Below are 26014 nucleotides of genomic sequence, written 5' to 3' on the forward strand. Positions count from 1 at the left end.
TGAGGTGTTGTACTATGATAAAAAAAATCGGGGTCATTTCTCTTCTTCTATTTCTATTATCAACAAATGCGTTCGCAAATACAAATCAACAAATTGAAGTATTTGATTGTCAAAAAGAAATGGTCATTCAAAAACAATCTTTAGATCCAGTAATCCAAAAAGAAGCAGTTCAATACGCTAAATCAATTACTGGTCCATTTAAAAACTTAAATGTCGTTCCAAAAGATGGCTATATGATAAAAATCCCTTTATCTAAGCCGGTTTCTATTACTAATCAATGGTTACACACTACAATAGACGAAGTACTTATACTACTCCCACTAAAAGAAAAGCCTTATATTATGCTTTATGATGATGAAAATAACCCGCATTTTTATTATGTAAAAGGTAAACCAGGATTATTATTGAAACAAATGAACGTTAAAACATAATTGACTGAAAAGGAGTCACCTTATAAGCTAAATTTTAAAAGCTAAGGTGCTCTTTTTTATAATAACAATTTAGTAAATGAAATTATAAAAGTTGTCTTTTAATATAAGGATCGCAACTTCATATATCAGCGATTTTTAAGATATATCGATTTACCAACAAAAAACCTGTTCGTAGCTATTATTTGGATAGCAATCTCTATAATAGTTTGTAGTGACTCGATCCCTTATATAATCCCCCTTTTACAAATCCATTCGCAGTATAAAACACATCCCCTTGCTTCGTGTCAGTATGTAAAACAATCACTTCAAAATATTTTTCCGCATGACATAATAGCTGGTTTAATAATAAGTTCCCTAACCCTATACGCCGATAATCCCTTAAAATATAAAATCTCCTTAACCGCCCAATCTTATTGTCTTTTGTGTACGGATCTTTATTTAAACCTCCAACTCCGACTAACATATCCCCTTGGAAAATACCATATAAACATTCTCCAGTTTTATTGAATACATTTATTTTGTTTTTATATTCATTTATTAGCCTTATAAGGAAATTAAAGCCCTCTTCTTCACTGTCTTGAACGAGATGACTGAATTCATATTCCATTAAATTTTCTATTTGTTAAATATGTATATCTTTCAAGTCCATTCCCCCTAAGTACGAAAATACATAAAAATGCTCGAGAATCATTTATTCTGAGCATTTTTATGCTTATTACTTTATTTAATTCATAGTATGCATATACTTCACTTCATATGTAAATCGATAATACAGTTGATTAATTTTATTATGAAAATATAAGAGCCTTGTTACAATCTAGTGTGTCGTAAGGCTCTTTAAAGTTTTTTAATTCTTATTGAACTAAAGCATCTGTTTGTTTAAGTGTATACATTCACCATTTATAATTTCTCTCAAATATACTATCAGTTTATATATTCCTCATTCTTCTCTAGCAGGTATACGTTAAATTATAATTTGTTAATTGATATGCTTGTGTAACCACTGTTCAAATATCTTTAACTGTTCTTCGGTATGAAAGTAATGTTCACCCGTCTCCATAACTTCTAATTCACAACGATGTTTTTCTGTAAAATAGTTAATAGTTTCAAGTTCACACAGTTCATCCTTAGCTCCGTACATAATATATGTATCTGTATTCCATGTATGAATAGGATGCTCTTTTACATAGCATAAATAATCCCAATATAACTTTTGACCAATAGGTGTCTCTATAGTCATTTCTTTTTGCAAAAGCTCCGGTGTTACATTAAACCATTTCATCATATTTTCAATAATTCGTTCCATATTAACTACTGGTGATAAAAATAATGCCTTTTCTAGCACATCATTTTGATAAGCTAAAAGACTAAAATACGCCCCCATACTACATGCAAATACGTTTATTTCTTTCCAATGTACTTTTCCGTAGTTCATAATTATAGATAATTCATTAACACAAAACTGTACTTTACAAGGAGTGTTATCATTTTTTCTCTCTCCATGCTCAGGTAAATCAAAGCTTAATACTTGATAACCTTTTCGATTGGCTTCTTCAGCTAATATTTGAATAACTGCATCTTCCTTATTTGACATATTTCCATGTACTGCAATAAAAACTTTTTCACTCTTCTCTCCCCACAAAACCGCAGGAATATTACTAATTTTAAAATTATTTTTAAGCATACTCCCTCCATAAAATAAGACATATAGGACTTGGAAAAAATGCACACACTTTATTTACCTCTGTACAGCAGGCAGTATCCACTTTAACTCTATTAAATCATCTATTACTATATCAGCGTGAGCAAGTTCATCTTCTTGCGCAAAATCAAAATTGCACCCAATTGCAAGTAAACCGTTGTCTTTCGCTGCATTTATATCAGATAGCCGGTCACCAACTACCGCTGCCTCTTTTATATCATATTGGTTCATAATACTTTTAACTAAGTCACCTTTATTTAGCGATTGTATTTGTTCAATACTAAACGTTTCTGTCACCCACTTGTCTAAAGCATAATAAGTTACGATTGCTCGTAAATATTCTTTCAAACCATTACTAGCAATGTAAATTGAACAATTATTTTCTTTTACATATGTAAATATTTCTTTTACATTTGGATATAAAGCGCCTTTTCCGCTTTTTATGTTTTCAATTAGTCTATCTAAAAAATATGCATCTGTTTGCTCTCTTATTTCAATAGAATGGTCCGGTAATAAAGCTTCCCAAACTTTCGGTAGCGGCACACCCATAATTTCACGGTATTTTTCAATCGGTGTTACCGTATCCCATAATTGAAGTGATCTTAAGTGATCAAAAGTATCATCTAACGATAATTCTAAAATTTTATCTGTTTGAAATAATGTTCCATCCATATCAAAAATTAATGCTTGTAACATTCCTATCTCTCCTTTTGGACTATAGTTTTACCAGATATATTTTTAAGCATCTCAATAATAATTTCTGAGCAATAATTCGCAGCAGTTTTCGCAAAGTCATCATAAGAAACTTGAGCTTCATCATCTGCGCTGTCAGAAATACATCGTATAACAAGAAACGGTATATCATTTATGTAGGCGACATGTCCAATTGCTGCCCCTTCCATTTCTGTACAATGAGGTGCATATTCATCTATTAATTTTGCATTTAACTTTGAATCTTCAACAAAACATTCACCACTTACAATTCTTCCTTCGTGAGCTTGAATATTTGAACTATTACTGTTACATGCTTTACGTGCTAACTCTATCAATTCCTTACTTGCAATAAACTCCTCTTGAAACGGGAATAATTTTTTCATTTGATTTTTACTTACATCATGATGGGTAACGTGAGTTGAAATAACTAAATCGCCAACTTTTACACTTGGATGTAATCCACCAGCAACGCCCGTATTGATGATAGAGTCTACATTAAATTTATGAATTAATGTTTGCACACATGCAGCAGCATTTACTTCCCTACACCAGAACGTGTAATAATTACTTCTGTTCCCATGAATTCTCCAATATAAAATGGCATTCCCGCAATTGTCTGTTCTTCTTGTATTACTAGCTTTTTTAAAAGTAAATCTATTTCAATTTGCATTGCTCCGATAATGCCGATTCTGTTTATGTATGTAGTCCCCTTTATTAATTAATCCCTTTAATCCGCTCAGACATAACCGATAATAAAAATTTCGGAAGTACAAGTTGTCGCTTTAATCTTTTCGGCTGTGAGAGTAACCTATACAGCCATTCAGTTCCAGTATCCCTCATTATTTTTGGTGCTCTTTTTACAGTACCAGATATTATATCAATCATGCCTCCGATACCAATAGATAGCGGAACGTTTAATGTTTGTATGTTTTCATAGATGAACTCTTCTTGTTTTGGTGAACCTAGTCCTACGAGTAGTAAATGCGGCTTGAACTGCTTAATTTTCATTTTTATTTCCTCTATTTCTTCACCATTTACAAATCCATGCTGTCCTTTAAATTGTGCTCCTGGGAACTGCTCATTTAATTTTTCTAATGCCTTTTTATTACTTTCTGGCGCAGCTCCAAAAAGAAAGACACGATATTCATTGTCGTTACAATATTTTATTAAATCGTGAGTTAAATCCGCCCCAGTAACACGTTCTTTCAAAGTTCCTTTTAATATTTTCGAGCCAATTATGACACCAATCCCATCCGCTGTTATTAAATCCGCAGATAGTAACATCTTTTTAAATTCCTTTGATTTTTCCGTATTTTCCTTTGCAGACATAACAATTTCAGGATTTGCAGTTACTACAAACCTTGGTTTCTCTTGTTGTTCATGTAGCCAACCTTTTAATAAACTTATAGCTTTTGCATATTCTAAAGTTGAAAAAGGTATACCTTTTATAAACTGCTGATCCACTGTACTCTCCCCTTACATAAGCTGCAAATATTCATCAATGTCTTTAGAAATTTGAATAAAAGCTTTATTCCAAAATTCATAATTTCTTATATCTATTTCAAAATGTTTTTTCATAAGCTCCTCTACTGGAGCCTTTCCTGTTTCTCGTAAGAACTCTTTATATTTCGAATGAAAAGTACTTTTACCTTCTTGAGCTATTTCTAATAAGCTAAAACTTACTAAATATCCAAATGTGTATGGATAATTGTAAAAAGGAACATCTGCTATATAAAATTGAATATATTTCATCCATACAAACGGCTGGTATTCACTTAAAGCTTTTCCATAAGCTTCTTTTTGTGCAATTATAGATAATTTCTCAATTTCATCAGCACTTAAAGGACCCTCTTTACATTTTTCATAAAATGTTTTTTCAAACTGATACGATGCTCGTATTGCCATTACATAATTAAAACTATTTCTTATTTTCCAGCTAAGTAATGACTTTTTCATATCTTTACTATCCGTTGTTTCAATTAGATAATTTAAGAGTACCGTTTCAAAGAAAATAGATGCTGATTCAGCCGTACTCATTGGCAAATAATCATCTAAAAAAGATGTAGATTGTTCAAAACTCATATTATAAAAATGCCAAGCATGTCCTAATTCATGAGCGAGCACTCTTACACTATCTATACTCCCATCATAACGAATGGAAATTCGCGATTCTTTCTCACTGAAAAATGGAGCACAAAACCCACCTGGTGGTTTATTCTCTCTCGGTTCAGCATCTACCCAACCACTTTCTATCGCATTACGTGCAAATTCTGCTAATTCTTCATCAATATTCTTACATGCATCATAAACGTTTTGTATTGCTACTGAAAAAGGAATCATGATCTCATTACTTTCCTTTACCGTCATAAGTTCATGCCATGTAATTGAAGCTTTTCCTTTCTTATACACGTTTAAAGCACTTACTAATTTATCAAGGTTTTCTTCTGTCGCATTCCACATTGGAATAATACAGTTTCTGAAATGCCATTCGCATGAAAAGATTGTGTTAAAATCTCTCTATCTTCTATTTCATTACTCTTTGCATTACGCAATCTCCCTATTTGATTTAATACAGTAGCAAAGATTTCTTTTTCCTTATGTAAAGTACTTGTAAGTAACTCGAATACTTCTAATCTTTCCTTTTCATTATCACTATTCATTGCAATAGTATTTGCTTGTCCAAAGGATAATTGTTTATTATTGTGCTCTATTTCTATCCTATCCCGTAATTGTATGTACATATTTTCCCACGTATTAAGCTCATCTTTTATTAACTTAGTATTATCTGAAGTTTCCACTTCATTATGTTTTATTACTTGCTGTAATTCATTTTTTAGTTCCTTCACTTTCACGGTCAATTTAGTAAGGTAAGATGGTACACTTTCTTCAACTGATCTACAGTACAAATAGTATTCTGTTTTCTCAATAGCTTGTATTAGCTTTGAAAGAACCTCTACATCTTTTGTTACAAAATATTTCTCTTTCAACTCCAAAATTGGAAATAGAATATCCTCATTCAAATACAAGCGATTTAAATCCCATCTAGCAATTTCTTGCATTTTTATAGTCGCCTCCTATTTTTACAAATAGTTACAGATATTTCTCCCCACACAATTATATATGAAATGGCAAAATTTTGATATCTTCAAATATTTAAATTCCTACAAATACATTCTTATTTATACTCTTTTCTTCTACCATTAAGTATCATTCCACATATAAAAAATACTCCCTCTACAAAAGAGCAATTCATATAGGAAAACTTCAAAGATTTTATCTTCACCAATACCATATCGACCGGTAATCACAGATTAAAGAAAAAAGGATTGATCAAATGATCAATCCTTTACTCTACTTCATTTAAGAAAAATAACGTTATAACGCCAGGTCCTGTATGTGCTCCGATTGCTGCACCAATTGTATTTACGATAAATACTTCACAACCGAATCTTTCCGTAATTAATAATTTTAATGCTTCCGCTGTTTCTAAGTCATCACCATGAGTGATACCGATTGTTTGACCTTTAAGGTCTTTACCACGCTCTTCCATAATATCAACAATTCGGCTTAATACTTTCTTTTTCCCTCTTACCTTTTCAAGTGGTACAAGTTTTCCTTCTTCCACGTTTAAGATAGGCTTAATGTTTAGTAAACCACCGATAAAACCAGCTACTTTACTTAAACGTCCACCTCTAACAAGGTACTGTAAGTCAGCTACAGTGAAGATGTGCTCCATATGGTTCATTAGAAAAGCGACACGGTTTAAAATATCTTCTTTTGATGCGCCGTCTTTTGCCATTTTAGCAGCTTCTAAAACGACAAGACCTTGACCAAGCGAAGCACATTTCGTATCAATAATTTCTAAATCTAAATCTGCATATGTTTCTTTTACTTCCTCTTTAATGACAACTGATGATTGATATGTACCAGACAGTTCAGATGAAAAAGCTAAATATATACAAGGATTACCTTCTTTTGCATAAGAAACAAATTTTTCTTGGAAAGTTTCAAGTGAAGGCAATGACGTTCTATAAACAGCGCCTTCTCTCATTTTTTGCAATAATGTAACTGACTCTAATGTTACTCCATCTAAATACTCTGTTTCTGCTTCATCATATACACGGAGTGGAATTAAATCAATATCATATGCTTGCAGCAATTCTACTGGTAAATCCGCCGCACTATCCGTAATGATTTTAACACTCATTTTTAAACCTCTATTCTGTTATAAATATAAAATAATAAAATAAAAATAGTACTTTTAAATTATATACGTAAAACTTAAATGAAGAAAGGAAAACACTTTATATTGTATGCACTATTCTTCAAAACTTGAACTATTAATGAAAATGATTCTATTTTAAACACCTTTTTCTTATTATTTTTCTATAACACAAGTAATTTTATAAGTATTTTGTATCAGTATATTTTACTTCTTTAACTTAATATTATCTTTTCAAATTTATACTGTTTAAAATTTAAAAGCCAAATCCAATAAAGGAAATGGCTTTTAAATTTTCATAAAATAACCAAACTTTATTTTCCATCACATTGTTTGTTTACATTCATACTTTGGTGATGTTGAATATTAGTCCAGTTATGATAAATATTTATAGCCTGTACTATAATTAAAACAGTGAATATTTACCTGTAAGATGCACTATATCTAAAGAAGGTTAAACATTTTATAAAATATTTAATTTTACTAGTAAAGCTAATAAAATTTGGAGAAGAATTTGAACATTTACTGCTATGTCTGTATCTGTAGTCGTAACTGTAACATTTCTAGAATTTCTAATAACAGTTTCTTGTTTATTAATTTGTTTAATAGATGATTTTTGAAACAATTCTTGTGCTACACGGTCAGCTTTTTCACTATCTGCTATAGAAATACTTATTATAACCACGATAGCTGCTTGTAATGCAGCTTGAATAGATAACGCAGCTTTTGTATCTGTAGTCGTAACTTCTACATCTGCTGAATCTACAATTGTAATAGATTCTTCAGAAATTTGGTAAGTTTTACTTTCTTGTACTGCAGCTTCTGAAACGGTAGCATTTTTAAAAGATGGATGAGGATTTGAGGAGTCTAATGCACTCCACTTTTTATTTTCATCTGAATGACATGTTTTTTTCATACATTCACCCCCTTTCAATCTAAATAATTATTAACTTGTGATTGTATTTCAGAAACAATACTTTTAATTTGCTGCTTTTTTTCTGGCGATAAATTTTTTAGTTTTTCTTCATTTATCCCATGCCTATTAAAAATATCTGAGAGTAAAAGGTCTATAATTATATTCTTTTGATCCTTATCAAACTTAAAGGAAGAAAATTTATTTAAATCATCCATTTACAATATTCACTCCTATCAGTTTTCTATAAAAATTTAGATTAACTACCAGCATTATATGTATTTAAATAAAAAATGCTTGGACAAGTAACTTAATCTTTTATTTTCACGGCTTTTTACTAATAAAATCAAAAAGCTGTCTTCTAATACGAAGACAGCTTTCCTTTACTTCACATATATAAGTTTTATTCACTGTTAAATAATAGGTCCACCTTTGTTATTGTGTAGTTTTCCATACTTAATTTCCCATCAATTTTGAATATTAATTCAGTCATAATGAGAAAGTCCAAGCTTGTACCACATATTACAACAAAAAATATTTACTTAGAGTGAACCCTTATAGCTAAATATAAATAGGATAGACACTTTATAAAATGTTTAGTTTAACTAGTAACGCTAATAAAATTTGAAGAAGAATTTGAATATTCACTGCAATATCTGTATCAGTAGTTGTTACGGTTACGTTTCTGGAATTTTTAATAAATGTTTTTTGTCTATTAATTTGTTTAATAGATGATTTTTGAAACAATTCTTGTGTTATTTTATCTGCCTTTTCACTATCTGCTATAGAAATACTTACTACAACCACAATAGCTGCTTGTAACGCGGCTTGGATAGATAGTGCAGCTTTTGTATCTGTAGTAGTAACTTGTACATCTGCTGAATCTACTATTTCAATATATTCCTCAGAAACTTGATCGATTTCATCTGTTTGTATAGCTTCTTCTAAAAAATTTGCATTTTTACTAAATGAATAAGAATTTACTGATTCGGAATCCTGTTTTTTTGGTTCAGAACCCCGATTTAATGGATCACGTTTTTTCTTTCTTCTACAAACTTCACAATCACACATAAAATCACCCCTTTTAGTCTAAAAAATTAGCAATATAAAAATATTGGCTAACTACTAGCATTTTATGTATTTTCAAAAAAATTGTTTGGACAAGTAACTGAATTTATATTTTATTTCTAATTCTTTTTTGTAATAACAAAAAGCTGCCTTCTAATAAGAAGACAACCCTCTTTTATTTCACATTTATATAAAAGACCCATACTTAAATACACTTAACTTCATATGATATATTGCATCCTTTCTTTTTAGAATGAGTAGTCGTTACTGAAGGGCACTTTTCGAAGTGCTCTTATCTTTAATCCCCCTCTTTTTCAGGAAGAATTTTTTTTACTAAATCCTAATATGATTTGTATCACTAGGGCTGGCGATTACCACATTTCCTTAATAGCTTCAATGAATACAGTAGCTACTAATTAAAATAACCCTATGATTTTCTCTACACTTAAACAATCGTGCGTTACCGAACACATAAACTAATTTTTATTTTGACTATGTAACACTAAATTCACAAGATTATTATCCTATGTTTGGTGAAGCCATCATTTCAATGCCAGCAATCCCACACTTTTAACTAATAACTTAAACAAATGTGCTATCTCAAGGTTCTTTTGATATAGTATCTTATGTTCTATATAATGAAGAGAGCGCTAGTATTCCGAAGGAGGATGTATATGAGTATTCAATTGGCCACATCTAACGATTTAGAATGGATTAATAACCAATATGACTCAATAGGATTTGTACGGAGTGATTTAAAGAGAGATAAAGTTGCAATTATTACATATAACAACGAGTATGCAGGTGTTGGCCGATTAGTCCAAATAGATGAAGATACTTTAGAAATGGGCGGAATTTTTATTCTGCCTCAATTTAGAGGGCTACAATTAGCTGGTAAGCTTGTTTCATTTTTAGTAGAAACTGCAAAAAAATCACAAATACAAAATGTATATTGTCTTCCTTTTGAGGAATTAGAAAACTTTTATAAGAAATATGGATATACTGAAGTCGATACTACGAAAGAAGCAGTCCATCCAATCATTCTAAAAAAATATAATTGGTGTTTGGAGAATTACGATAAACACGTTCTACTCTTCAAATTGTAAATGTAATAAAAAAATATATTCTCAATCGTTTTTCTATCAGTACTCCTAATCGGAGCTAAGGATTAATCAAAGATATTTTATCTCTCCTTTTATAAATGGCTGATTAAAACTCAATGTTCTGTCAATACTATAGGTAACATGATTGTATTTCTCCAAGGGGGAATGGAGAAGAGCAGTTAGCTTTTGCTAACTGCTCTTTTATTTTTTCAAAAAGTCACATAAATATCTTTAATTCCAAACATTCAAAAGATAAAATGTGATAAAATTGTTATGAAGATATTTACCAACTAATACATGCGCCCTAGACTTACGTACTAGGGCGCATGTATTTTTTAGTATGTAACTCCTTCACTCATCTATTATCTACAAAATAAGTATCATATGCCTTATCAAATTCATATCCTAACTTTTCTGCTAGTTTAGCAGATGTAGTATTCGCTGCGTCCCAGTTTGGATACTTTCCATTTTCTAAGCAATCCAATATAATAGCTGCACTAACTACAGTTGCCAAGCCCTCTCTTCTATGATTGTGATCAGTCGCAACTTCAATTTCAATCCCATCATTATAAATACTATAGGAGGATGCACCGCATACAACTTCTCCATTATATAAAATGCTATAACCTATACCACGGTTTATATAATCTTCTATCGAATGAAATTGACTTGTAAAATCTTCAGATATCTTATGTAATTTGGGGCTATTTGCGATATGCTCATCTATTCTTCTTAACTCATATTCTTTTGGAAGTGCTGATATAAAAGATTGTAATTTTGAACGATTAAAAACTTCTGGATTTCGTTTGAATTTATAACGTAAAAACTTATCTATTTTTCTTTCATGGAATGTTTCTAAGCGTTGTTTCCACTCTTCACTATTTACGATAACTAAAATTCTTTCTGGAATATTACGTAATAACTCTTCTGTTTCTTTCGTATTTGGGTCTCCAGCGTAAAATGTAAAAATTCCTACCGTAACTTGTGCTACTGTTGGATTTTCAAGATCATTTACCCAAGCAGTACCCATATGCCCTTGTAAATAAGAAAGTAAAACAACGTTATTGAAATCCTCAAACATAGAAACTAGTTTTTTTCTTGTATGTATATTCGCTTCATATATCATTTACATTCCCGCCTTCTTTAGAATCAACCACTCTTAACATTTTCATGAGCGCTCCATAATTCGTATTCATATACACACCCACCTGTTCATCATAAAAGCAATTGACTATTAAATTGAAACTTCGAATATTTATAAAATATCAGTAAACATAAAATGATTATAACATCTACTAACTATGAAATGATCAACCTATAAAATAAGTCAACAATAAATATATTTCTTACTCGTTAACAAATGGCTTAAAGGACCAACATAATTAATTATGTAACAACCCTCAACAATAGTTTGAGGGTGCATTTAAATACATGTATTATAACTCATTTTTATAAATAAAAGATTCCGTCTCACCGTTCTTATATACTTTAGTCAATTTAACAACTGACTTGTACGTATTATCGTCATCCTCTATCATTTTTTCATCTCTTCTATTTCGGCATCACCAGTTCCGCCCTCTATTTTTAAACAGTTCGAAATGGCAAGGTATCCGCTTGATGCCAATATAAAAATAAAAATCGTATCAGGAAAATTAATAAATAATAATCCGTAGTTTAAAGGGTCTCCAGCTGGATGTGATAAAAGTAATCGAAAACCTACCAGTTCAGGTACTTGAACAAAATCTCTAGAAACTCTCGGTTCACAACCCACTTACACTCCATCCCTTCTCTATATAGAATTGCTACTACATATATATATGAGAAGAAAATAAGACAAGCTTGGACAATATAACTTTAACGTAACATTATCGTTACCTACTTGTACATTTATATGGAAATTACACCAATTTTGAGTAATGACACATAATTTTTACTATAAATACATATAACAATTTCATCTTTCATAAAAAAAACGTTATAATGAGGTGTAGCCTCTACGATTACGTTATAAAGGAGATTAAAATTATGGCTAAAATTAAAGTGTACCAAGCAAAAGAAGAAAATATGGATGCAGTAAAAAATATCATTGATGTTGAGGAACAAAACCCAACTACTGAAAATTTACAAAATCTATATGCGTGTGTATTAGATACTGAAGATATGGCATTGCCTGAATCATATATTGAAGAAGATATCTTAATTGATTCTATTGAAGTTATGGTTAACGCTTCTCAAAGCAAAGTAAGAGACTTAGGCGCATACGATGTAATCGAAGTTCAAAACAAAGGCAAGAAAACGCAAATTTTATTACTTGCAGACGAAGAATACGAAATTATCGAAGGCTAATCTAACACCGTACATACGAAAAATCTCCTTTCCAATTGGAAAGGAGATTTTTCATTACGCTTTTGATGTTTCACTCTTTTTATTCATTTGTTCTTTCTTAATTACCATACGCTCATTTCCCATAAAGAAAATGAATATGAATGCTAATCCAGCTGGTACCAATGCCCACATGAATGTTTGAACAATTGAACTAGAAAGAGCGTCAATAATCTTATCTAATATTTGCGGAGGGATTTGAGATCTTGCCGATTCTGATAAAATGGCTCTTGAATCCCCTAATTTTGTATTCATTCCCCCGCTCATCCCTTTAAATGCTTCTTCTAATTGATCTTGGAAACCTGTTCTTTGGATCATTCCGAAGATTGTAATACCTAGTGTCATTCCTAATGAACGAATGAAGTTACTCGTTGAAGTCGCAGATCCACGCTGTTCCATACCGAAGTTATGAATTGAAGCCATACTTAGTACAGAGAATGAGAAACCTACTCCAAATCCGATAATAATCATATAAACCGTTAATAATGCACGACTTGTTTCTGGCGTTAATGTACTTAATAAGAATAATCCGATTAACATAATAACAGCAGAAATAATCATAATGTTTCGGTAGCTCAGCTTAGTCGTTAAAAATCCACCTAACTGCGCTGTTACGACTGATCCTAGCATCATAGGTAAAAGTAATAATCCTGAGTTTGTTGCAGTCCCGCCGTATACACCTTGAATGAATAACGGAATGTAAACAGTTGCTGACATAAATGCAGCACCGTAACATAATGCAATAATTGTACTCATTCCGAATAAGCGCTGCTTAAACATCTCAAATGAAATAATTGGTTCTTCTACTTTTCGTTCAATAAAAATGAATGCGATGATTAAAATAGCGAATCCACCAAATAAACTTAAAATAAAGCTAGAATCCCAATCATATTTTTGTCCGCCTAGTTCAAGCGCAAACATTAAAGAAACTACTGCACCAACTAAAGTAATTGCGCCAAACCAATCAATCTTTTGCTTTCTATGAACGCGTGATTCTTTATAAAAGAATGTAATAAAAATAAGTGCTAAAATGCCAAGTGGTAAGTTAATATAAAATACCCAGTGCCAGCTAATATAATCGGTAATATATGCGCCAAGTAATGGCCCGAAAATACTAGATAATCCAAATACAGCTCCGAATAAACCACCCATTTTCCCGCGTTTTTCAGGTGGAAAAATATCAAAAACGATAGTAAACGCGATCGGCACTAATGCCCCGCCGCCAATACCTTGAATGGCACGATAAATACCTAACTGTGTAATATTTTCAGCAGTACCACAAAGTGCCGAACCAATCATAAAGACAATTAAACCGAAAATAAAGAATCTCTTTCTACCATACATATCTGATAGCTTACCGAAAATAGGCATGCCTGCCATTTCTGCGACCATATAGGCAGAAACGACCCATACAAAGTTTTCGAGGCCTCCTAAGTCACCAACGATTGTTCCCATCGCCGTTACGACAATGGTATTATCCATCGATGCCATTAAAATACCTAGCAATAAGCCCGCCACAACAAAGCCGAGCTTATTATTCTTCTCAACCATATCTCTTGCTCTCCCTCATACTACTTATATTTGTTTATGTTCTTTTACGACTGCATTACCTTTTTGATTAAAACTAGTATGATATTCTACAACACTAATTTCACATCCAGGACCAATTGTGACGTTGTTGCCTCTTACAACTTCAGCAATCGTATGTTCTAAATAGATATCATCTCCTTCAACAATTGAAGTTTGGAGGTTTCCAGCATGACTAGTAAAAGGAATAAATCTCGCTTTTTTACGAACGGTAATTTTTTTACCACCAATTTCTCTTACCTTACTGCCTTCATAACGAAGTGAGATTTGAATATTTTCAGCATTAAGTAATCCATCACTTTCAAGACCACCAGTTAATGATAAATCTTCTACTTCAATATCTCCCTTTACATTTAAAGCACCTTTTACATCTACGAAATCACCTGAAAACTTTCCTTCAATATCTATCATACCTCTAACTTTTGTTTTTTCAATATGAGCATCACCATGAATTTGTGTATTACCATATACTTTTACATATTCCGCATCTACATTTCCTTGTACTTCGTTATCTCCATACACGACATAGTTTTTCACTTTCACATTACCGCGTACATCACTCGTTCCGTACGTTTTAAACTCATTGCAACTCATATCATTCGTAATTGTTCCTTCACCGCGAATCTTCACTTTATTATAATCTCCGCCTGCTGAATTACCAGAACCATTTACTGTGAGACTATGTGGATGTTCCATACTGATTTCTCCCTTCCGTTAAACCTGCTTAATTTCTTTTACATTTGCATTTTTATCAACAGTAAGAACACCGGTATATTCAATCAGTTCAATCTCACAGTTTGCTCCTACTGTAACATTGTTTCCTCTTACCGTTCTTATGTGAGCATAATCAATATCGATATTGTCACCTTCTAATAGTTCAGCTTCTAACTGCAAGCCAAATACTGTTTTAAATAGCCTACTAAATGTACCTGATCTATGTCTTACTTTAATCGTTTGACCACCAATTTCTTTCGCTCGACATGTACCGTGAATATTTATATTAATTTCATCTGCGCTTAATAAACCACCGATTGTAAATTGTCCTTCTGAAGAAAAAGTATCCACTTCACAATTACCGTCAATTGTAGCTTGACCATTGACTTTAAATTCTTCACCAGTGACATTTCCACCTATCGTACCTTTTCCTGCAATTTTCAAACTGTTTGCTTTTACATTTTGCGTAATTGTTGCTTTTCCATCAATTCGCATCGTTTCAGCATGAACTGTGCCATCAACTTTACCAGATCCGCTAATTCGTGCACTGCTACTTTTCAAATTGCCAGTAACTGCACCGTAACCGTTACATTCAAATTGCTCACATTCAACATTTCCATTCACAGTTCCTTTTCCGTTTAATTGCACTTTATGAAACTCGCCGCCATTCGATGAACCGTAACCATTTATAATCAAATTATCTGTACGCATACTTTCTCCTCCACTACAACAATTTAGTTTTTAATGCTTCGGTATATTTCATAATCGCTTCGCGTAAAACGATTTTGGTGCCTTTTTCAAAAATTAAATCGTCCACGTTTGAAACTAATAAACATGTAGAAATCCCTAACTTTCGGACAATGATTAAGTCACAAGTTTTATGTTTAATTGCTTCATAATTTTCACGTAAAACTTGCAAGACCATTTTTCCTTCTTCTAAACTAATCTCTCCTGATTGTAGTAATTCTTCTAACATGTACACATAAAGAATATCTACAAATTGAAAATCTGCTCTTTTATTCGTTTGTTCTATGAAAAATTGTAAAACTGGTTCTGATGCAATCCCCTTGCGTAAAATGTCTTCCTTTGTTAAAAGAATTTCTCTCACACTCGGTGAAAACATGTTAGCTAGTTCATCAAGTGATAAATCCTCTTTCATCGTTTGGATTTTATCGATACGCTCTAATATCTTTTCTTTCGGAAAAAATGTCTCTTGACCTGTAAACGTTGATTTTCGTACAAACCAATCTTCCGGAATTAAATTTTTTCTTTTCCACCTATATAACTGTCCATATGAAATACCAGTTAGTTCTAATAAATCTTTTTTTGAAATTAAATCTGTACTCAACTGTATAACACTCCTTCCCGATAACAATGTAACATAACACTGTTACGCTGTAAATAGACTTTTATCACAAGTAGCGTAACAATGTGTAAAACAAACCTATTCCTACATACAAAAAAGGCTCTTACACACCTTATGAAAATGTGCAAAAGCCCTTATATATCAAGACTTAAACCAAATATTATAAAAATCAATCCAACCTTGTGAATTAATCATTATATTTTGAACTTTTTCATGTGTACTTACCTCTTGTTTATTACGATATAAAGGAATAATATGAATTTGACGTAACAAAGTATCCTCGATATCGCGTAACAGTGTAACTCTTTTCTCTAATTCTTCTTGTCTAAAATAAGGAGACAACTTTTCATGAAAGTCCATGCTGCTTTGTCCATGAATAAAACTATTTTTTGTAAGAAACATATATAATAGACTATCTTCTATTCGTTCACTGATTGTGGCACTATCATGCATCATATCGGCCTTTTGTATCGTACTTACTTCCAATAGCTCTTCTATATCAAGAAAATTATTTTCTACACGAATCCCATATTTCGCACACTCTTTTTGTATCCACTGTGCATCTTCAACATGATCTCGTCCTGTAAATGTGTAGAGTTGTAGCACTTCATTATGATAAGTACTCCTTTTAATTAAACTTTCTACATCTTCCTCAATCTCTACAATGCTTTCACCTGCTAATATTAGTTTTTTTGCCACTTCTTCACGTTCTCCGCCGAGTTCTTGAACGATTGTATAACCATGAATGATGTTATATAACGCTTTCCGAAATAACTCATCTTGCATTGGTCCTTCTTTCGTAAGATTACATGTTATATATGTCACGTTCGACTCAAGCCGAGACAATTCTTTATTATGTTTTTCTTTATCTTTATACTGCGCCTTTACTAAAACATCGTATGTACCTACACCTTGTTCTACATTCCACAACTCAACACGATCTAAAAAAGGTCTTTCACGAAAATATAAAGGATGTCCTTCTAAAATGAACAGATTTTCATTACTTTTATATAATTGAAAAGGCCCGGTTCCAATTAGCCCTCCTGCTTCATCTTCATTCACGATAGAACACTGTTCTGCACTTAGCATATGTAAAAACATTCGATTTTCTGTATGTAATTGAATTTCGAAAACGTAGTCATCCACTGAACGGATACTTTCAACGTGTTGTAACATCCATGCGTGTGCATTATTTTCCAGCTTTATAAATCGATTCAACGAGTATATAACATCATGTGCAGTAAGTTGTTTTCCATTATGAAAGTGAACTCCTTTTCGTAAGTAAAACGTCCATATTTTTTCAGCGTCATTATATTCCCAGTGAAATGCAAGTCTTGGCTCTATAATGTTTGTATTACCGTCTACATACACGAGTGTGTCGAATATATGTTTTACCATATGGCATTCTGAGCGCATTGTAGCGTATACAGGATTTAATGTGATATCTAAATTCATTTGTACTTGCAACCGGAGTACATCTCTTCTCCCTTCAGATGTCATTTCAACCTTATGACCAAATATTGAATCCACCCAGGAATGATATTCTCCCTTTACTGATGGAAAATGTGAGCTATAGCGTTCCACAAATATACTTCCGCTTTTCACATCCCCTTTTTTCGTTATTTCTTTTCCTCTATCTAAAATTAAAGATATCGGGTGCTTTTGAAATATTAACTTAGACCGATTTCCTCTGCCGCGACCTGGAAACCACTTGATCCAATTTAACTCATCTAATTTTTTTATAATTAATTTACTATTGCGCTCTGTACAAAATAATGTACCAGATATATTTTGCACTGTTACTTCCAATCGTTCTCCCTCTTTTTTTCCTTTTCCATAAGCAATCCATAGTTCAATGTATTGATCTAAAATAAACATCATACTCCCCCTAAAAGGTGAAAAATCCTCCCTATAGTCTCTACCCTTTTTCCAACTCTCCTTTCATCTTATCATTTCAATATAGAAAGGAGGAATTAATATTGAATTATCTCTTACTTCGTTACAATAAACCTATTTTTATTAGATTGTGTGGTGAATTATTAACCCGAACGACTGAATCTATGTTAGCTCTCATTATGATTATTTACGTCAATAAAATGTTAAACGGCAATGTAATTATAACTATGCTAATTTTCGGATTACAGCCACTTTCAGACATTTTATTTACACTTATTGCTGGAGGAATTACTGATAAATATGGCCGAAAAAAGATTATGTTACTCGGATTATTACTACAAGGTGTTGCAATCGGCAGTTTCGTTTTCGCTCAATCTGTTTATATATTTGCACTGTTATATGTCATTAATGGTATTGGCCGTTCCTTATACATTCCAGCTCAGCGTGCACAAATTGCTGATTTAACAAAACAAGAGCAGCAAGCAGAAATTTTTGCTCTCCTACAAACGATGGGAGCAATTGGATCCGTAGTCGGCCCTTTAATCGGTGCATGTTTTTATAATACTCACCCAGAATATTTATTTATCGTGCAAAGTGTAACCCTTACGATATATGCCGTTGTTGTTTGGACCCAGCTCCCAGAAACCGTTCCACCTATGAGTAAGTCGAAACAAACAGTTGAGGCAAGTTCACCAAAGCAATTTATTTTTAAACATTATGCTATATTCGGTCTTATGGTTTCTACACTTCCTATTAGCTTTTTTTATGCACAAACTGAGACGAATTATCGTATTTTTGCAGAACATGTATTTCCTAATCTCGTATTCATACTCGCATTTATTTCAACATGCAAAGCCATTTTGGAAATCATACTACAAATCTTCCTCGTAAAATGGTCTGAACGATTTTCTATGGCGAAAATCATCCTTATTTCTTACGCCTGCTATACAATAGCTGCAGTTGGCTTTAGTTATTCAACGACGTTATTGTCGTTATTCTTCACCTTACTCTTTTTAGTCATTGGAGAAAGTATTGCTCTAAACCACTTATTACGATTCGTTTCAGAAATTGCACCTCACAATAAACGTGGTTTATATTTTTCAATTTACGGTATACACTGGGATATATCTCGAACGTGCGGACCAGTTATTGGTGCAGTTTTATTAAGTAAGTTAAATGGAAGTATGCTGTTTTATATTTGTGCTAGTTTCTTATTAATTGGAGGTATTGTTCAAGCACTGTTTGTTCAAAATTTAGAACGTAAAAAAATCATGAACCAGCCTACACATAATTTATAGGTTACTACTTTTTCAGTAGATCAATATTTCTTATTGGATGAATATTAAAAAACAAAAGTGAAGTATTTCGCGTATGAAAGTATGTTTTATATGGCAGGAGACGTTCCTTATTTACAACTAAAAACACCTCACTTAAGGAAAGTGAGGTGTTTTTGAAATCACTTAATTTCTTATCCTGCCATTTTATTAATACTATCCTCTGGTGAAAATACAGAAATATGATCTACCTTACCAGTCGATTTTGGAATGACAAATTTCAGCTCATACTGGTTATTTACTTTGTATACATATATTTTATCTTCACCATTCTCTTTAACTGAAGATGGTTTTCCTAATGCTTTTTCAATTTCTTGTAATGTAATCAATTTTAGTTCTGCATGATATGAGCGTACATCAAAAACTTGTGACCCTTTATTAAATCCGAAAACAATATTTTTATTTGTAAAAGTTGCGTACATTCCGTTCCCTGCATATTCGGTTTTATTTGCTTTCCCCCACGCTTTTTCAATTTCTTCAATATCCCCTGTATGGGCTCCAAATGGTACATTAGGTACTTTTCCTTCTTTTGCGAGTTCAAACAAATCTTTAACGTGGTTAATTGATTTTTGATTAAGTGTTCTATTTTTCGAATCTGGGTCAGGCGATGGTTTTGTTGTTTTTTCATTGCTTGGTTTTGCTTCAGGATTTTTCTGTTCTTCTGAAAAATTACTTTGTTCATTTTTATTATTTTCCGAGGTTGGATTTGTTTCCTTTTTTTCGTCTGTCCCTTTACATGCGACTAGCGCAAACATACATGTAAACACCAAAAATAACATAACTATTTTTAAATATATTTTCATCATTTTTACCCCCTATTGCATCTTATTCATTTCGTTAACCAACCCATTACATTACTTTTCAAATTATGTTTGTTCCAAAAAGTCAGTGCTTCACTCTCTCCAAAAGCTTGTACAAAATATATTACAAAAGCTGTTTCTAAAAAGTAACCAAGTCTGTTATATCCGAAGTAACTACCTCTTGATAAACGAAACCATTTTCATCTCCTTATTTAAACCTTCTCTTCTCAATGATAATATCCTCTATCTATAACTTAAAACATGCTCTCACAACAGCTCCTTGAAACAGAAAAAAACCAGTAGGAAGTGATTACTCTTTTCCTACTGATTGAAATAAAATTATACGGTAAATCTTAGCTTCTTAAAAAATGTAGCGATAGTATTTTTTACAGTTTCAAAATTATAAGCAAACGTGTTATCTCCACTTAATGATGAAATACATGTTAAACCTGCAGCTTTAATAAAAGCTTTTACATCTACAAGCATAGAATTAGCCTCCATGAATTTAATTACAATCATTATAACAGGTGTTTTACGATGCTAACATGAAAGTAATAAATAAATTTCTATTATTAATTTATCCCGCTATTTACCGGGCAGTAAGATCCCCACCTCAAAATTCAGCGGAAACAAAGAAGTTAGGTGGGGGCCCTGCTGTCCGTAAAAGCCCGATTGGTGAGGGCTGATAATCAGTGGGGATGAACAAAACCCCCACTGATTAAAGTTTCACTTTATTTAGCTCACAGTACACCATTCTAATGTCATATAAAAAAGCTGCCCAAAAAGGGCAGCTTCAAATATGTATATTACACTTCGATTGATTTACCATCTTCAACAATATGATAAAGTAAATGCGCTAAATGATGAATTGGACCGTATTCTTCCTCTTCCTCATCTGTTTCACCTTGGAACTCAAGATCGTTTAAGTACAGTGCTAAAAATTGATAGTATAGTTTTAAATCAAATCCGTAGCACGCAGTTGGCTCTTCATGATCACCTTCGTATTGTAACATTAAGTATTGATCGTTTCCTTCTGCATCTTCTGCGTCAAAGAATACGAAGAATCCAACGTTTGTATCTAAATCAAATAGATGACGAGTGCCTTTTTCTGTTGCTTTGTTGAAGTCCTCTTCACTTAATTTATGTACTGTTGTCGCTTTAGCATTATCTTCTTGATGGAAATTTACTGTAAATGTTTTCAATGCTGACACCTCCTGATTGTATAATACTAGCATAACATATAAAAAGGACTGCTTACAAATGTAAACAGTCCTTACATTCATTTTCGCATTGCTCGTAATAAGAAGCTTACAATGAAAATTAAAATGATCGCACCGATTAAAGCTGGAATAATTGCATATCCGCCAATGACTGGACCAAAACTACCAAGTAATTTCGAACCAACCCAAGAACCGATAATACCAGCAATAATATTACCAATGACACCACCAGGTACGTCCTTTCCAGTAATTAAGCTCGCAAGCCATCCTAATATACCACCGACGATTAAAGACCAAATCATATAATAACCTCCTTTACATTTCACCAATCAAAATATAATTAGAAACAATTGCTTACCATTAGTTATGTGACATTTTTCATAAGTTATTCATGTTGTTCAACTTTAAGATTTTTGAGAATAATACACACAGATTAAACCTTTTTTTTAAACTAACGATTTATCCGACTTGTTATTACACACATTAAGGACAATCTGGCTTCAATATTGTTCGCATAAACTCTTCTTTAAAAGCTGCATAGTTAAAACCAACAGCAATTCTTTGAATCGGCCGATTATCAAACCTTGTTGGCTCAGCTATTTTTCTAAAGTCTGCTACACTTTGGCCCCTAGTCACATCATTTGTCGTACTAATCCACACTGCCGATTTTTTATATTCGAAAATACTGTCATCTATAAACGAGATAAACGGTAGTAAATCGTGTATAGGACTTCCACCAATACCCGGATATTCTTTTTTATAAAAGTTCTCATAATAAAAATCAATCATTGGTTTAATAAGTTTCGCCTGTCCAGTTCCTTGTTTATCTATTATATTGGCCATTTCAGGCGTAATAAGCGCGCCCTGTGTTACATTTAACGGGTATATGCTAGCGTTTTTCGCATATTTCATAACAATATTTGCTGCAATTGGATCACCATAAAAATTCGCTTCAGATACTGGTGTGACATTACCTGGAAATAGGAAAGCGCCGCCCATTATATAATACGAACAAATACGATCCATTATATTTGGATACAATAAAAATAACGTAGCAAGCGTCGTTAGTCTCCCTGTCGCCACAATTATAATATCTTCTGGACAAGGTTCGATTAATTTGATTAATTCACAAAAATTTTCTCGTTTACAAATTCTCATCTCAGGTGGAATAATAGGACCTAAACCGTGATCCCCGTGGATTTCAGGGAAAAACAAAGGCTCTTCAGCTGTCATCGGTCTACTCGCACCTTCAATAATTTTCACTTGTGTAGCATAATACCTTTCTAAAAAATAAACATTTTCCGTAACGATATCTCGTGATACATTCCCGTACTCAGCAACAATACCTAGAATATCTAATTTACATGTTTTATTTGCATAAATTAACGCTACGGCGTCATCAATACCAAAGTCTCCAAAAAAGATAATTTTCTTATTAACTATTCTCACCCCTCTTCAGCATAATCTACTATTATTATTATGTGAAAAAGACAAGGCGGTGAAACAGCGCAAACTAAAAAAGCCGCCTATTTATTGGCGACTTCAATCTTTTTATAAGACAAATATGCAAGTACATTTTTACTTGAATCGTATTTCGGGTTATTTCCTTTTCTCGGCTCTCTCATATGTGTCTTTTCAAATCCAGGAATGTCTGGCATTTTCCCCATAAATTCAAGCATTTCTTCCTCAGTACCTTCAATGCGTACACGAATCATTATAACTATTCCTCAATTCTCAGTTTCTCTGTACTAAGTATATCGTACTTCAGAAAGACTGCAACACATTTATCTTTTTAACGTTGTACTTTTTTTACATATAAACATAGCCATTTCAGTATAGAACGATTCTACTTTATTATTTTTAAATTGAATATTAAAATATCCCTTCATTTCGTTTGGTGCTTTCATCATACATTCTGTTAATTTTTCACGCTTTTGTAAAGGGACATCCATCATATTACACCACCAGTCAAAATCAAACTTCTTATCAAAAGTAAGACATGACTGCATTTGCAAACCGTTTTTTTCTAATAAAGTAAGCCATTCTGTCTTTTTTAGAGCTCGTTCATGACTTGGGTCACGCTTTTTTTCTATAAAATTATAAAATGTATCATATTCATTATTTTCTGGCGAAACATTATCTATTAAGATGAATAATCCATTATCCTCCAACGTACGATTTACTTCATAAATAAATTGAGCCGGACTCGTAAAATGATGGGCTGCAATCCGGCATGTAATTGTATCAAAAAAATGGGCTGCAAATGGTAAATTCTCTGCATTTCCTGCTACAAAAGATACATTTTCATGACCATTCTGCTTTATAAAAACTTTTGCTTTTTCTAACATCTGTTCTGTTAAATCAAGTGCAACTACTTCTTCAAACATAGGTGCTAACATATTTGCCACATGCCCGCCACCAGTAGCAACATCAAGAAGACGATTATTATGACGAGACTCAACTTGTTGAACTACATATTGTAAATCCAGTCCTTTAGCATGTATTTTACTATTTACATATTTATCTGCATTGCTGCCAAACTGTTTTTTCACAAGCTCTTCTTTACTCATATTATCATCTTCTTTCTATTGTTATTTACATATACGACTCATATAATTATTACAATTCTCTTAATGTATTTTCAAATCCTCTTTTCATCTCACTTCTTATCATATTTACCTTTCATTAAAATAATATAATTTTGCATTTTATTATTAAACAAAAAAAAGGCTATGGGAACTTCCCCCCTAACCTGAATAAATATTTACTACATTTTTATTTCTTCGTATATATCTATATAATATAAATCCTCTTTCAACTTCATAATAACATCTACTTCGTTATAAGTAGCCTCACGAGCATGTAAACCAAATTGATCCATACCAATCCATATCCACCCAGGTGTAAGATATAAAACATCTATATTAAAATAATCTAACTTAGTAAGCTCCGATGTAATAAATTTATCTTTATTAGCGATTTGTTTATCTATTAAACCGTATTCTTTCCCATTTTCAAATAGCGATATAAATTTCCCTACAATCGGATGTTCACGAACAATAAAATGATATTCTTTTTCTTCTATATTTACCACAATCAAACGAGAAACAGATAAATCAGGCCCTGAATTCGACATATTTGTTTATTCACCTCCTTATATAGGCTTCTTAAATATGATAACAAATGAATATTCAAATTAAGTTAATATAATGTAAAAAATAAAAAAGCTGATTTCCCTTTAGAAATCAGCCTTTATAATTTGATCAACTTTATTCTTTTACAAATTATTATAATGTTTCTTTTTCCTCATCATTTCCAGAAACTAAATTTCCTATAGCATCCGCTGTTACTTCCACTACAAATTCACAAATACCAGCCACAACTTCTCCAATTATTTCATCCATCTTTTTACCCCCTTATTTTATGTAACCTATTTGCATTATAGAAGAGACTGGTAAATACAAACTATCGAAAAAGGTGACATAAACCTTACAGAATTGTAAGCTCTTTCATCTCTTTACTTATCCCCTTTGAAACTCCAAGTATTTTTAGCAGACATATAGGCCATCATAATATGAAGCAAGTAATAATCTAGTGTCAGGAGGCGTTTAATATGTATTACGTAAAATTAATTAAAGGTCAATCTTTCTACGCTTTTGATCATCGTTTCTTAGTGTCTGAAGAAGAAGAGGTTTCAGAGAAAATTTATAATTACTTACGACGTAATGAATTTTTTGAAGTACGTAAAGAAGAATATTCTGCTTAATTACAAAAAGCATTAAGAAAAATATCATCTTATTGTGATATATTCTTAATGCTTTTATGTGAATTTCTTCTTTTCAATAATTATTGTTGACTCTATTAAATAATCTAGTATTTGTCCAAACTAATTATTCACTATTTTCATATTCTAGTATATGAGGAGGTGAAGAATATGACTCATATCATTGATTACCAAGCTACTCAACCTATTAGTAAAACTGGTGAAACAACTTTTGCAATCCCAGCTTCTCCAAATAAAGCAATTTTAGCAAATTTGAAATTGCGAATTTCAAGTAGAGATTCACGTAATAATCGAGTAGAATTAATCGCTACAATTGGTGTAGAAGGTATAACTGAGACTTCACAAGTTTTATTCCGAATTTTCCGTGATAATATTGAAATTTTTAATGCACAAGTAGGTATTGAATCTACAGATTCTGAACAATTCTATGTACAAACATTTCAAGCTATAGATCAAAACGTTAGCAGTGGAACACACGAATATTCATTAACTGTAGAAAACCTTACTAGTGGTGCAAGCGCAGAAGTTGTTGGCCCACTATCTTTTAGCGCTTTAGCTATTGGACAAGAGCGTAAATGTTGCTAAGTGAATCTAATATTTAATTTTGTACTTGAGAAAAGCGAGGCGTAGTTATACGTTCTTGCTTTTTTATATGTCCCCTTACTTTCTATTAGCTTTAATCATAAATTTTTTACGTTTTGATTCACTTATTTCATCAATTAACACATCAAGTTTTTGACAAATCAAAAAGATTGAAATCCAATTATGAAACACGTAA

Annotated in this window: 28 protein-coding genes and 4 pseudogenes; 6 read left to right on the forward strand and 26 right to left on the reverse strand. The window is 32.2% G+C overall.

Features of this window, described 5'->3' with window-relative positions; genetic code table 11:
• The first annotated feature begins 14 nt into the window (after positions 1-14).
• Positions 15-431, forward strand: coding sequence for a hypothetical protein (locus tag D1166_RS08510; protein WP_000591773.1), 417 nt, complete (start codon positions 15-17; stop codon positions 429-431).
• A gap of 196 nt (positions 432-627) precedes the next feature.
• On the opposite strand, the gene D1166_RS08515 is transcribed toward D1166_RS08510, so the two are convergent.
• The 10 genes and pseudogenes from D1166_RS08515 to D1166_RS08560 form a co-directional block, all read right to left on the reverse strand.
• Positions 628-1038, reverse strand: a complete 411-nt coding sequence (locus tag D1166_RS08515; protein WP_240523644.1) for a GNAT family N-acetyltransferase — start codon at positions 1036-1038, stop codon at positions 628-630.
• Positions 1039-1410: 372 nt separating this feature from the next.
• Entirely contained in the window at positions 1411-2115 is a 705-nt protein-coding gene (locus tag D1166_RS08520; RefSeq protein WP_097855961.1) for an alpha/beta hydrolase, read from the reverse strand.
• 54 nt (positions 2116-2169) lie between these two features.
• Complete coding sequence (locus tag D1166_RS08525) at positions 2170-2829, reverse strand: HAD hydrolase-like protein (protein ID WP_097855960.1); 660 nt, start codon at positions 2827-2829, stop codon at positions 2170-2172.
• 2 nt (positions 2830-2831) lie between these two features.
• Positions 2832-3544, reverse strand: a pseudogene (locus D1166_RS08530) (5'-methylthioadenosine/adenosylhomocysteine nucleosidase).
• Positions 3545-3561: 17 nt separating this feature from the next.
• On the reverse strand, positions 3562-4311 hold the full coding sequence (locus tag D1166_RS08535) for a WecB/TagA/CpsF family glycosyltransferase (RefSeq protein ID WP_000372655.1): 750 nt from the start codon (positions 4309-4311) through the stop codon (positions 3562-3564).
• A 12-nt stretch (positions 4312-4323) separates the two neighbouring features.
• Positions 4324-5906, reverse strand: a pseudogene (locus D1166_RS08540) (M3 family metallopeptidase).
• A gap of 287 nt (positions 5907-6193) precedes the next feature.
• Positions 6194-7054 (reverse strand): DegV family protein, encoded by an 861-nt coding sequence (locus D1166_RS08545; RefSeq protein ID WP_097855958.1) that lies wholly within the window; start codon positions 7052-7054, stop codon positions 6194-6196.
• 478 nt (positions 7055-7532) lie between these two features.
• Complete coding sequence (locus D1166_RS08550; RefSeq protein ID WP_097855957.1) at positions 7533-7985, reverse strand: spore coat protein; 453 nt, start codon at positions 7983-7985, stop codon at positions 7533-7535.
• Between the two features lie 14 nt (positions 7986-7999).
• Positions 8000-8200, reverse strand: coding sequence for a spore coat protein W (locus tag D1166_RS08555; RefSeq protein WP_000342253.1), 201 nt, complete (start codon positions 8198-8200; stop codon positions 8000-8002).
• Between the two features lie 367 nt (positions 8201-8567).
• On the reverse strand, positions 8568-9053 hold the full coding sequence (locus tag D1166_RS08560) for a spore coat protein (RefSeq protein ID WP_000332786.1): 486 nt from the start codon (positions 9051-9053) through the stop codon (positions 8568-8570).
• A 671-nt stretch (positions 9054-9724) separates the two neighbouring features.
• Here D1166_RS08560 and D1166_RS08565 point away from each other — a divergent pair.
• Positions 9725-10156, forward strand: a complete 432-nt coding sequence (locus D1166_RS08565; RefSeq protein WP_097855956.1) for a GNAT family N-acetyltransferase — start codon at positions 9725-9727, stop codon at positions 10154-10156.
• Positions 10157-10508: 352 nt separating this feature from the next.
• On the opposite strand, the gene D1166_RS08570 is transcribed toward D1166_RS08565, so the two are convergent.
• Both D1166_RS08570 and D1166_RS08575 read right to left on the reverse strand, forming a co-directional pair.
• Positions 10509-11279 carry a GNAT family N-acetyltransferase gene (locus D1166_RS08570; RefSeq protein ID WP_000638734.1) on the reverse strand — a complete coding sequence of 257 codons (771 nt, stop codon included), beginning with the start codon at positions 11277-11279 and terminating at the stop codon, positions 10509-10511.
• 310 nt (positions 11280-11589) lie between these two features.
• Positions 11590-11915 (reverse strand): annotated as a pseudogene (locus tag D1166_RS08575) (BC_2878 family exosporium-associated protein); the annotation flags it as partial.
• Between the two features lie 263 nt (positions 11916-12178).
• Between D1166_RS08575 and D1166_RS08580 the strand changes: the two are divergent.
• The gene (locus D1166_RS08580; protein ID WP_001062731.1) at positions 12179-12499 is read left to right on the forward strand and encodes a hypothetical protein; all 321 of its coding nucleotides are present in this window, start codon (positions 12179-12181) and stop codon (positions 12497-12499) included.
• A gap of 54 nt (positions 12500-12553) precedes the next feature.
• On the opposite strand, the gene D1166_RS08585 is transcribed toward D1166_RS08580, so the two are convergent.
• The 5 genes from D1166_RS08585 to D1166_RS08605 form a co-directional block, all read right to left on the reverse strand.
• A complete protein-coding gene (locus tag D1166_RS08585) occupies positions 12554-14086 on the reverse strand; it encodes an MDR family MFS transporter (protein WP_000229618.1) in 1533 nt (510 codons plus the stop codon).
• Positions 14087-14110: 24 nt separating this feature from the next.
• On the reverse strand, positions 14111-14818 hold the full coding sequence (locus D1166_RS08590; protein WP_000400908.1) for a polymer-forming cytoskeletal protein: 708 nt from the start codon (positions 14816-14818) through the stop codon (positions 14111-14113).
• Positions 14819-14836: 18 nt separating this feature from the next.
• Complete coding sequence (locus D1166_RS08595; RefSeq protein ID WP_097855955.1) at positions 14837-15547, reverse strand: bactofilin family protein; 711 nt, start codon at positions 15545-15547, stop codon at positions 14837-14839.
• A 13-nt stretch (positions 15548-15560) separates the two neighbouring features.
• The gene (locus D1166_RS08600; RefSeq protein ID WP_000102244.1) at positions 15561-16184 is read right to left on the reverse strand and encodes a YhbD family protein; all 624 of its coding nucleotides are present in this window, start codon (positions 16182-16184) and stop codon (positions 15561-15563) included.
• A 159-nt stretch (positions 16185-16343) separates the two neighbouring features.
• Positions 16344-18080: an ABC transporter substrate-binding protein gene (locus D1166_RS08605; RefSeq protein WP_097861594.1), complete on the reverse strand. Its 1737-nt coding sequence runs from the start codon at positions 18078-18080 to the stop codon at positions 16344-16346.
• 101 nt (positions 18081-18181) lie between these two features.
• Between D1166_RS08605 and D1166_RS08610 the strand changes: the two genes are divergently transcribed.
• Entirely contained in the window at positions 18182-19396 is a 1215-nt protein-coding gene (locus D1166_RS08610; RefSeq protein ID WP_097855953.1) for an MDR family MFS transporter, read from the forward strand.
• Positions 19397-19566: 170 nt separating this feature from the next.
• Here the strand turns inward: D1166_RS08610 and D1166_RS08615 are convergent, their stop codons facing one another.
• From D1166_RS08615 to D1166_RS08655, 9 genes and pseudogenes are all read right to left on the reverse strand, one after another.
• Entirely contained in the window at positions 19567-20238 is a 672-nt protein-coding gene (locus D1166_RS08615) for a YjgB family protein (protein WP_002098287.1), read from the reverse strand.
• Between the two features lie 23 nt (positions 20239-20261).
• Positions 20262-20432, reverse strand: a pseudogene (locus D1166_RS08620) (aminopeptidase); the annotation flags it as partial.
• A gap of 139 nt (positions 20433-20571) precedes the next feature.
• Entirely contained in the window at positions 20572-20718 is a 147-nt protein-coding gene (locus D1166_RS08625; protein ID WP_000959548.1) for a hypothetical protein, read from the reverse strand.
• 320 nt (positions 20719-21038) lie between these two features.
• A complete protein-coding gene (locus D1166_RS08630) occupies positions 21039-21434 on the reverse strand; it encodes a hypothetical protein (RefSeq protein WP_000847587.1) in 396 nt (131 codons plus the stop codon).
• A 77-nt stretch (positions 21435-21511) separates the two neighbouring features.
• Complete coding sequence (locus tag D1166_RS08635; protein ID WP_000638306.1) at positions 21512-21754, reverse strand: GlsB/YeaQ/YmgE family stress response membrane protein; 243 nt, start codon at positions 21752-21754, stop codon at positions 21512-21514.
• 181 nt (positions 21755-21935) lie between these two features.
• On the reverse strand, positions 21936-22901 hold the full coding sequence (locus tag D1166_RS08640) for a nucleoside hydrolase (protein WP_001223680.1): 966 nt from the start codon (positions 22899-22901) through the stop codon (positions 21936-21938).
• A 77-nt stretch (positions 22902-22978) separates the two neighbouring features.
• Complete coding sequence (locus D1166_RS08645; RefSeq protein ID WP_000621885.1) at positions 22979-23167, reverse strand: DUF3970 family protein; 189 nt, start codon at positions 23165-23167, stop codon at positions 22979-22981.
• A 69-nt stretch (positions 23168-23236) separates the two neighbouring features.
• Positions 23237-24022, reverse strand: coding sequence for a class I SAM-dependent methyltransferase (locus D1166_RS08650; protein ID WP_097856301.1), 786 nt, complete (start codon positions 24020-24022; stop codon positions 23237-23239).
• A 197-nt stretch (positions 24023-24219) separates the two neighbouring features.
• Positions 24220-24588 carry a hypothetical protein gene (locus tag D1166_RS08655; RefSeq protein WP_000071478.1) on the reverse strand — a complete coding sequence of 123 codons (369 nt, stop codon included), beginning with the start codon at positions 24586-24588 and terminating at the stop codon, positions 24220-24222.
• Between the two features lie 477 nt (positions 24589-25065).
• Here D1166_RS08655 and D1166_RS08660 point away from each other — a divergent pair, with 477 nt between their 5' ends.
• Both D1166_RS08660 and exsC read left to right on the forward strand, forming a co-directional pair.
• Entirely contained in the window at positions 25066-25218 is a 153-nt protein-coding gene (locus D1166_RS08660; protein ID WP_000291905.1) for a YqbF domain-containing protein, read from the forward strand.
• Between the two features lie 168 nt (positions 25219-25386).
• Positions 25387-25821 carry an exosporium protein ExsC gene (exsC, locus tag D1166_RS08665; RefSeq protein WP_000148797.1) on the forward strand — a complete coding sequence of 145 codons (435 nt, stop codon included), beginning with the start codon at positions 25387-25389 and terminating at the stop codon, positions 25819-25821.
• Positions 25822-26014: the final 193 nt, after the last annotated feature.

This window comes from Bacillus sp. ISO11, from assembly GCF_003458115.1.
Lineage (GTDB): Bacteria > Bacillota > Bacilli > Bacillales > Bacillaceae_G > Bacillus_A > Bacillus_A cereus.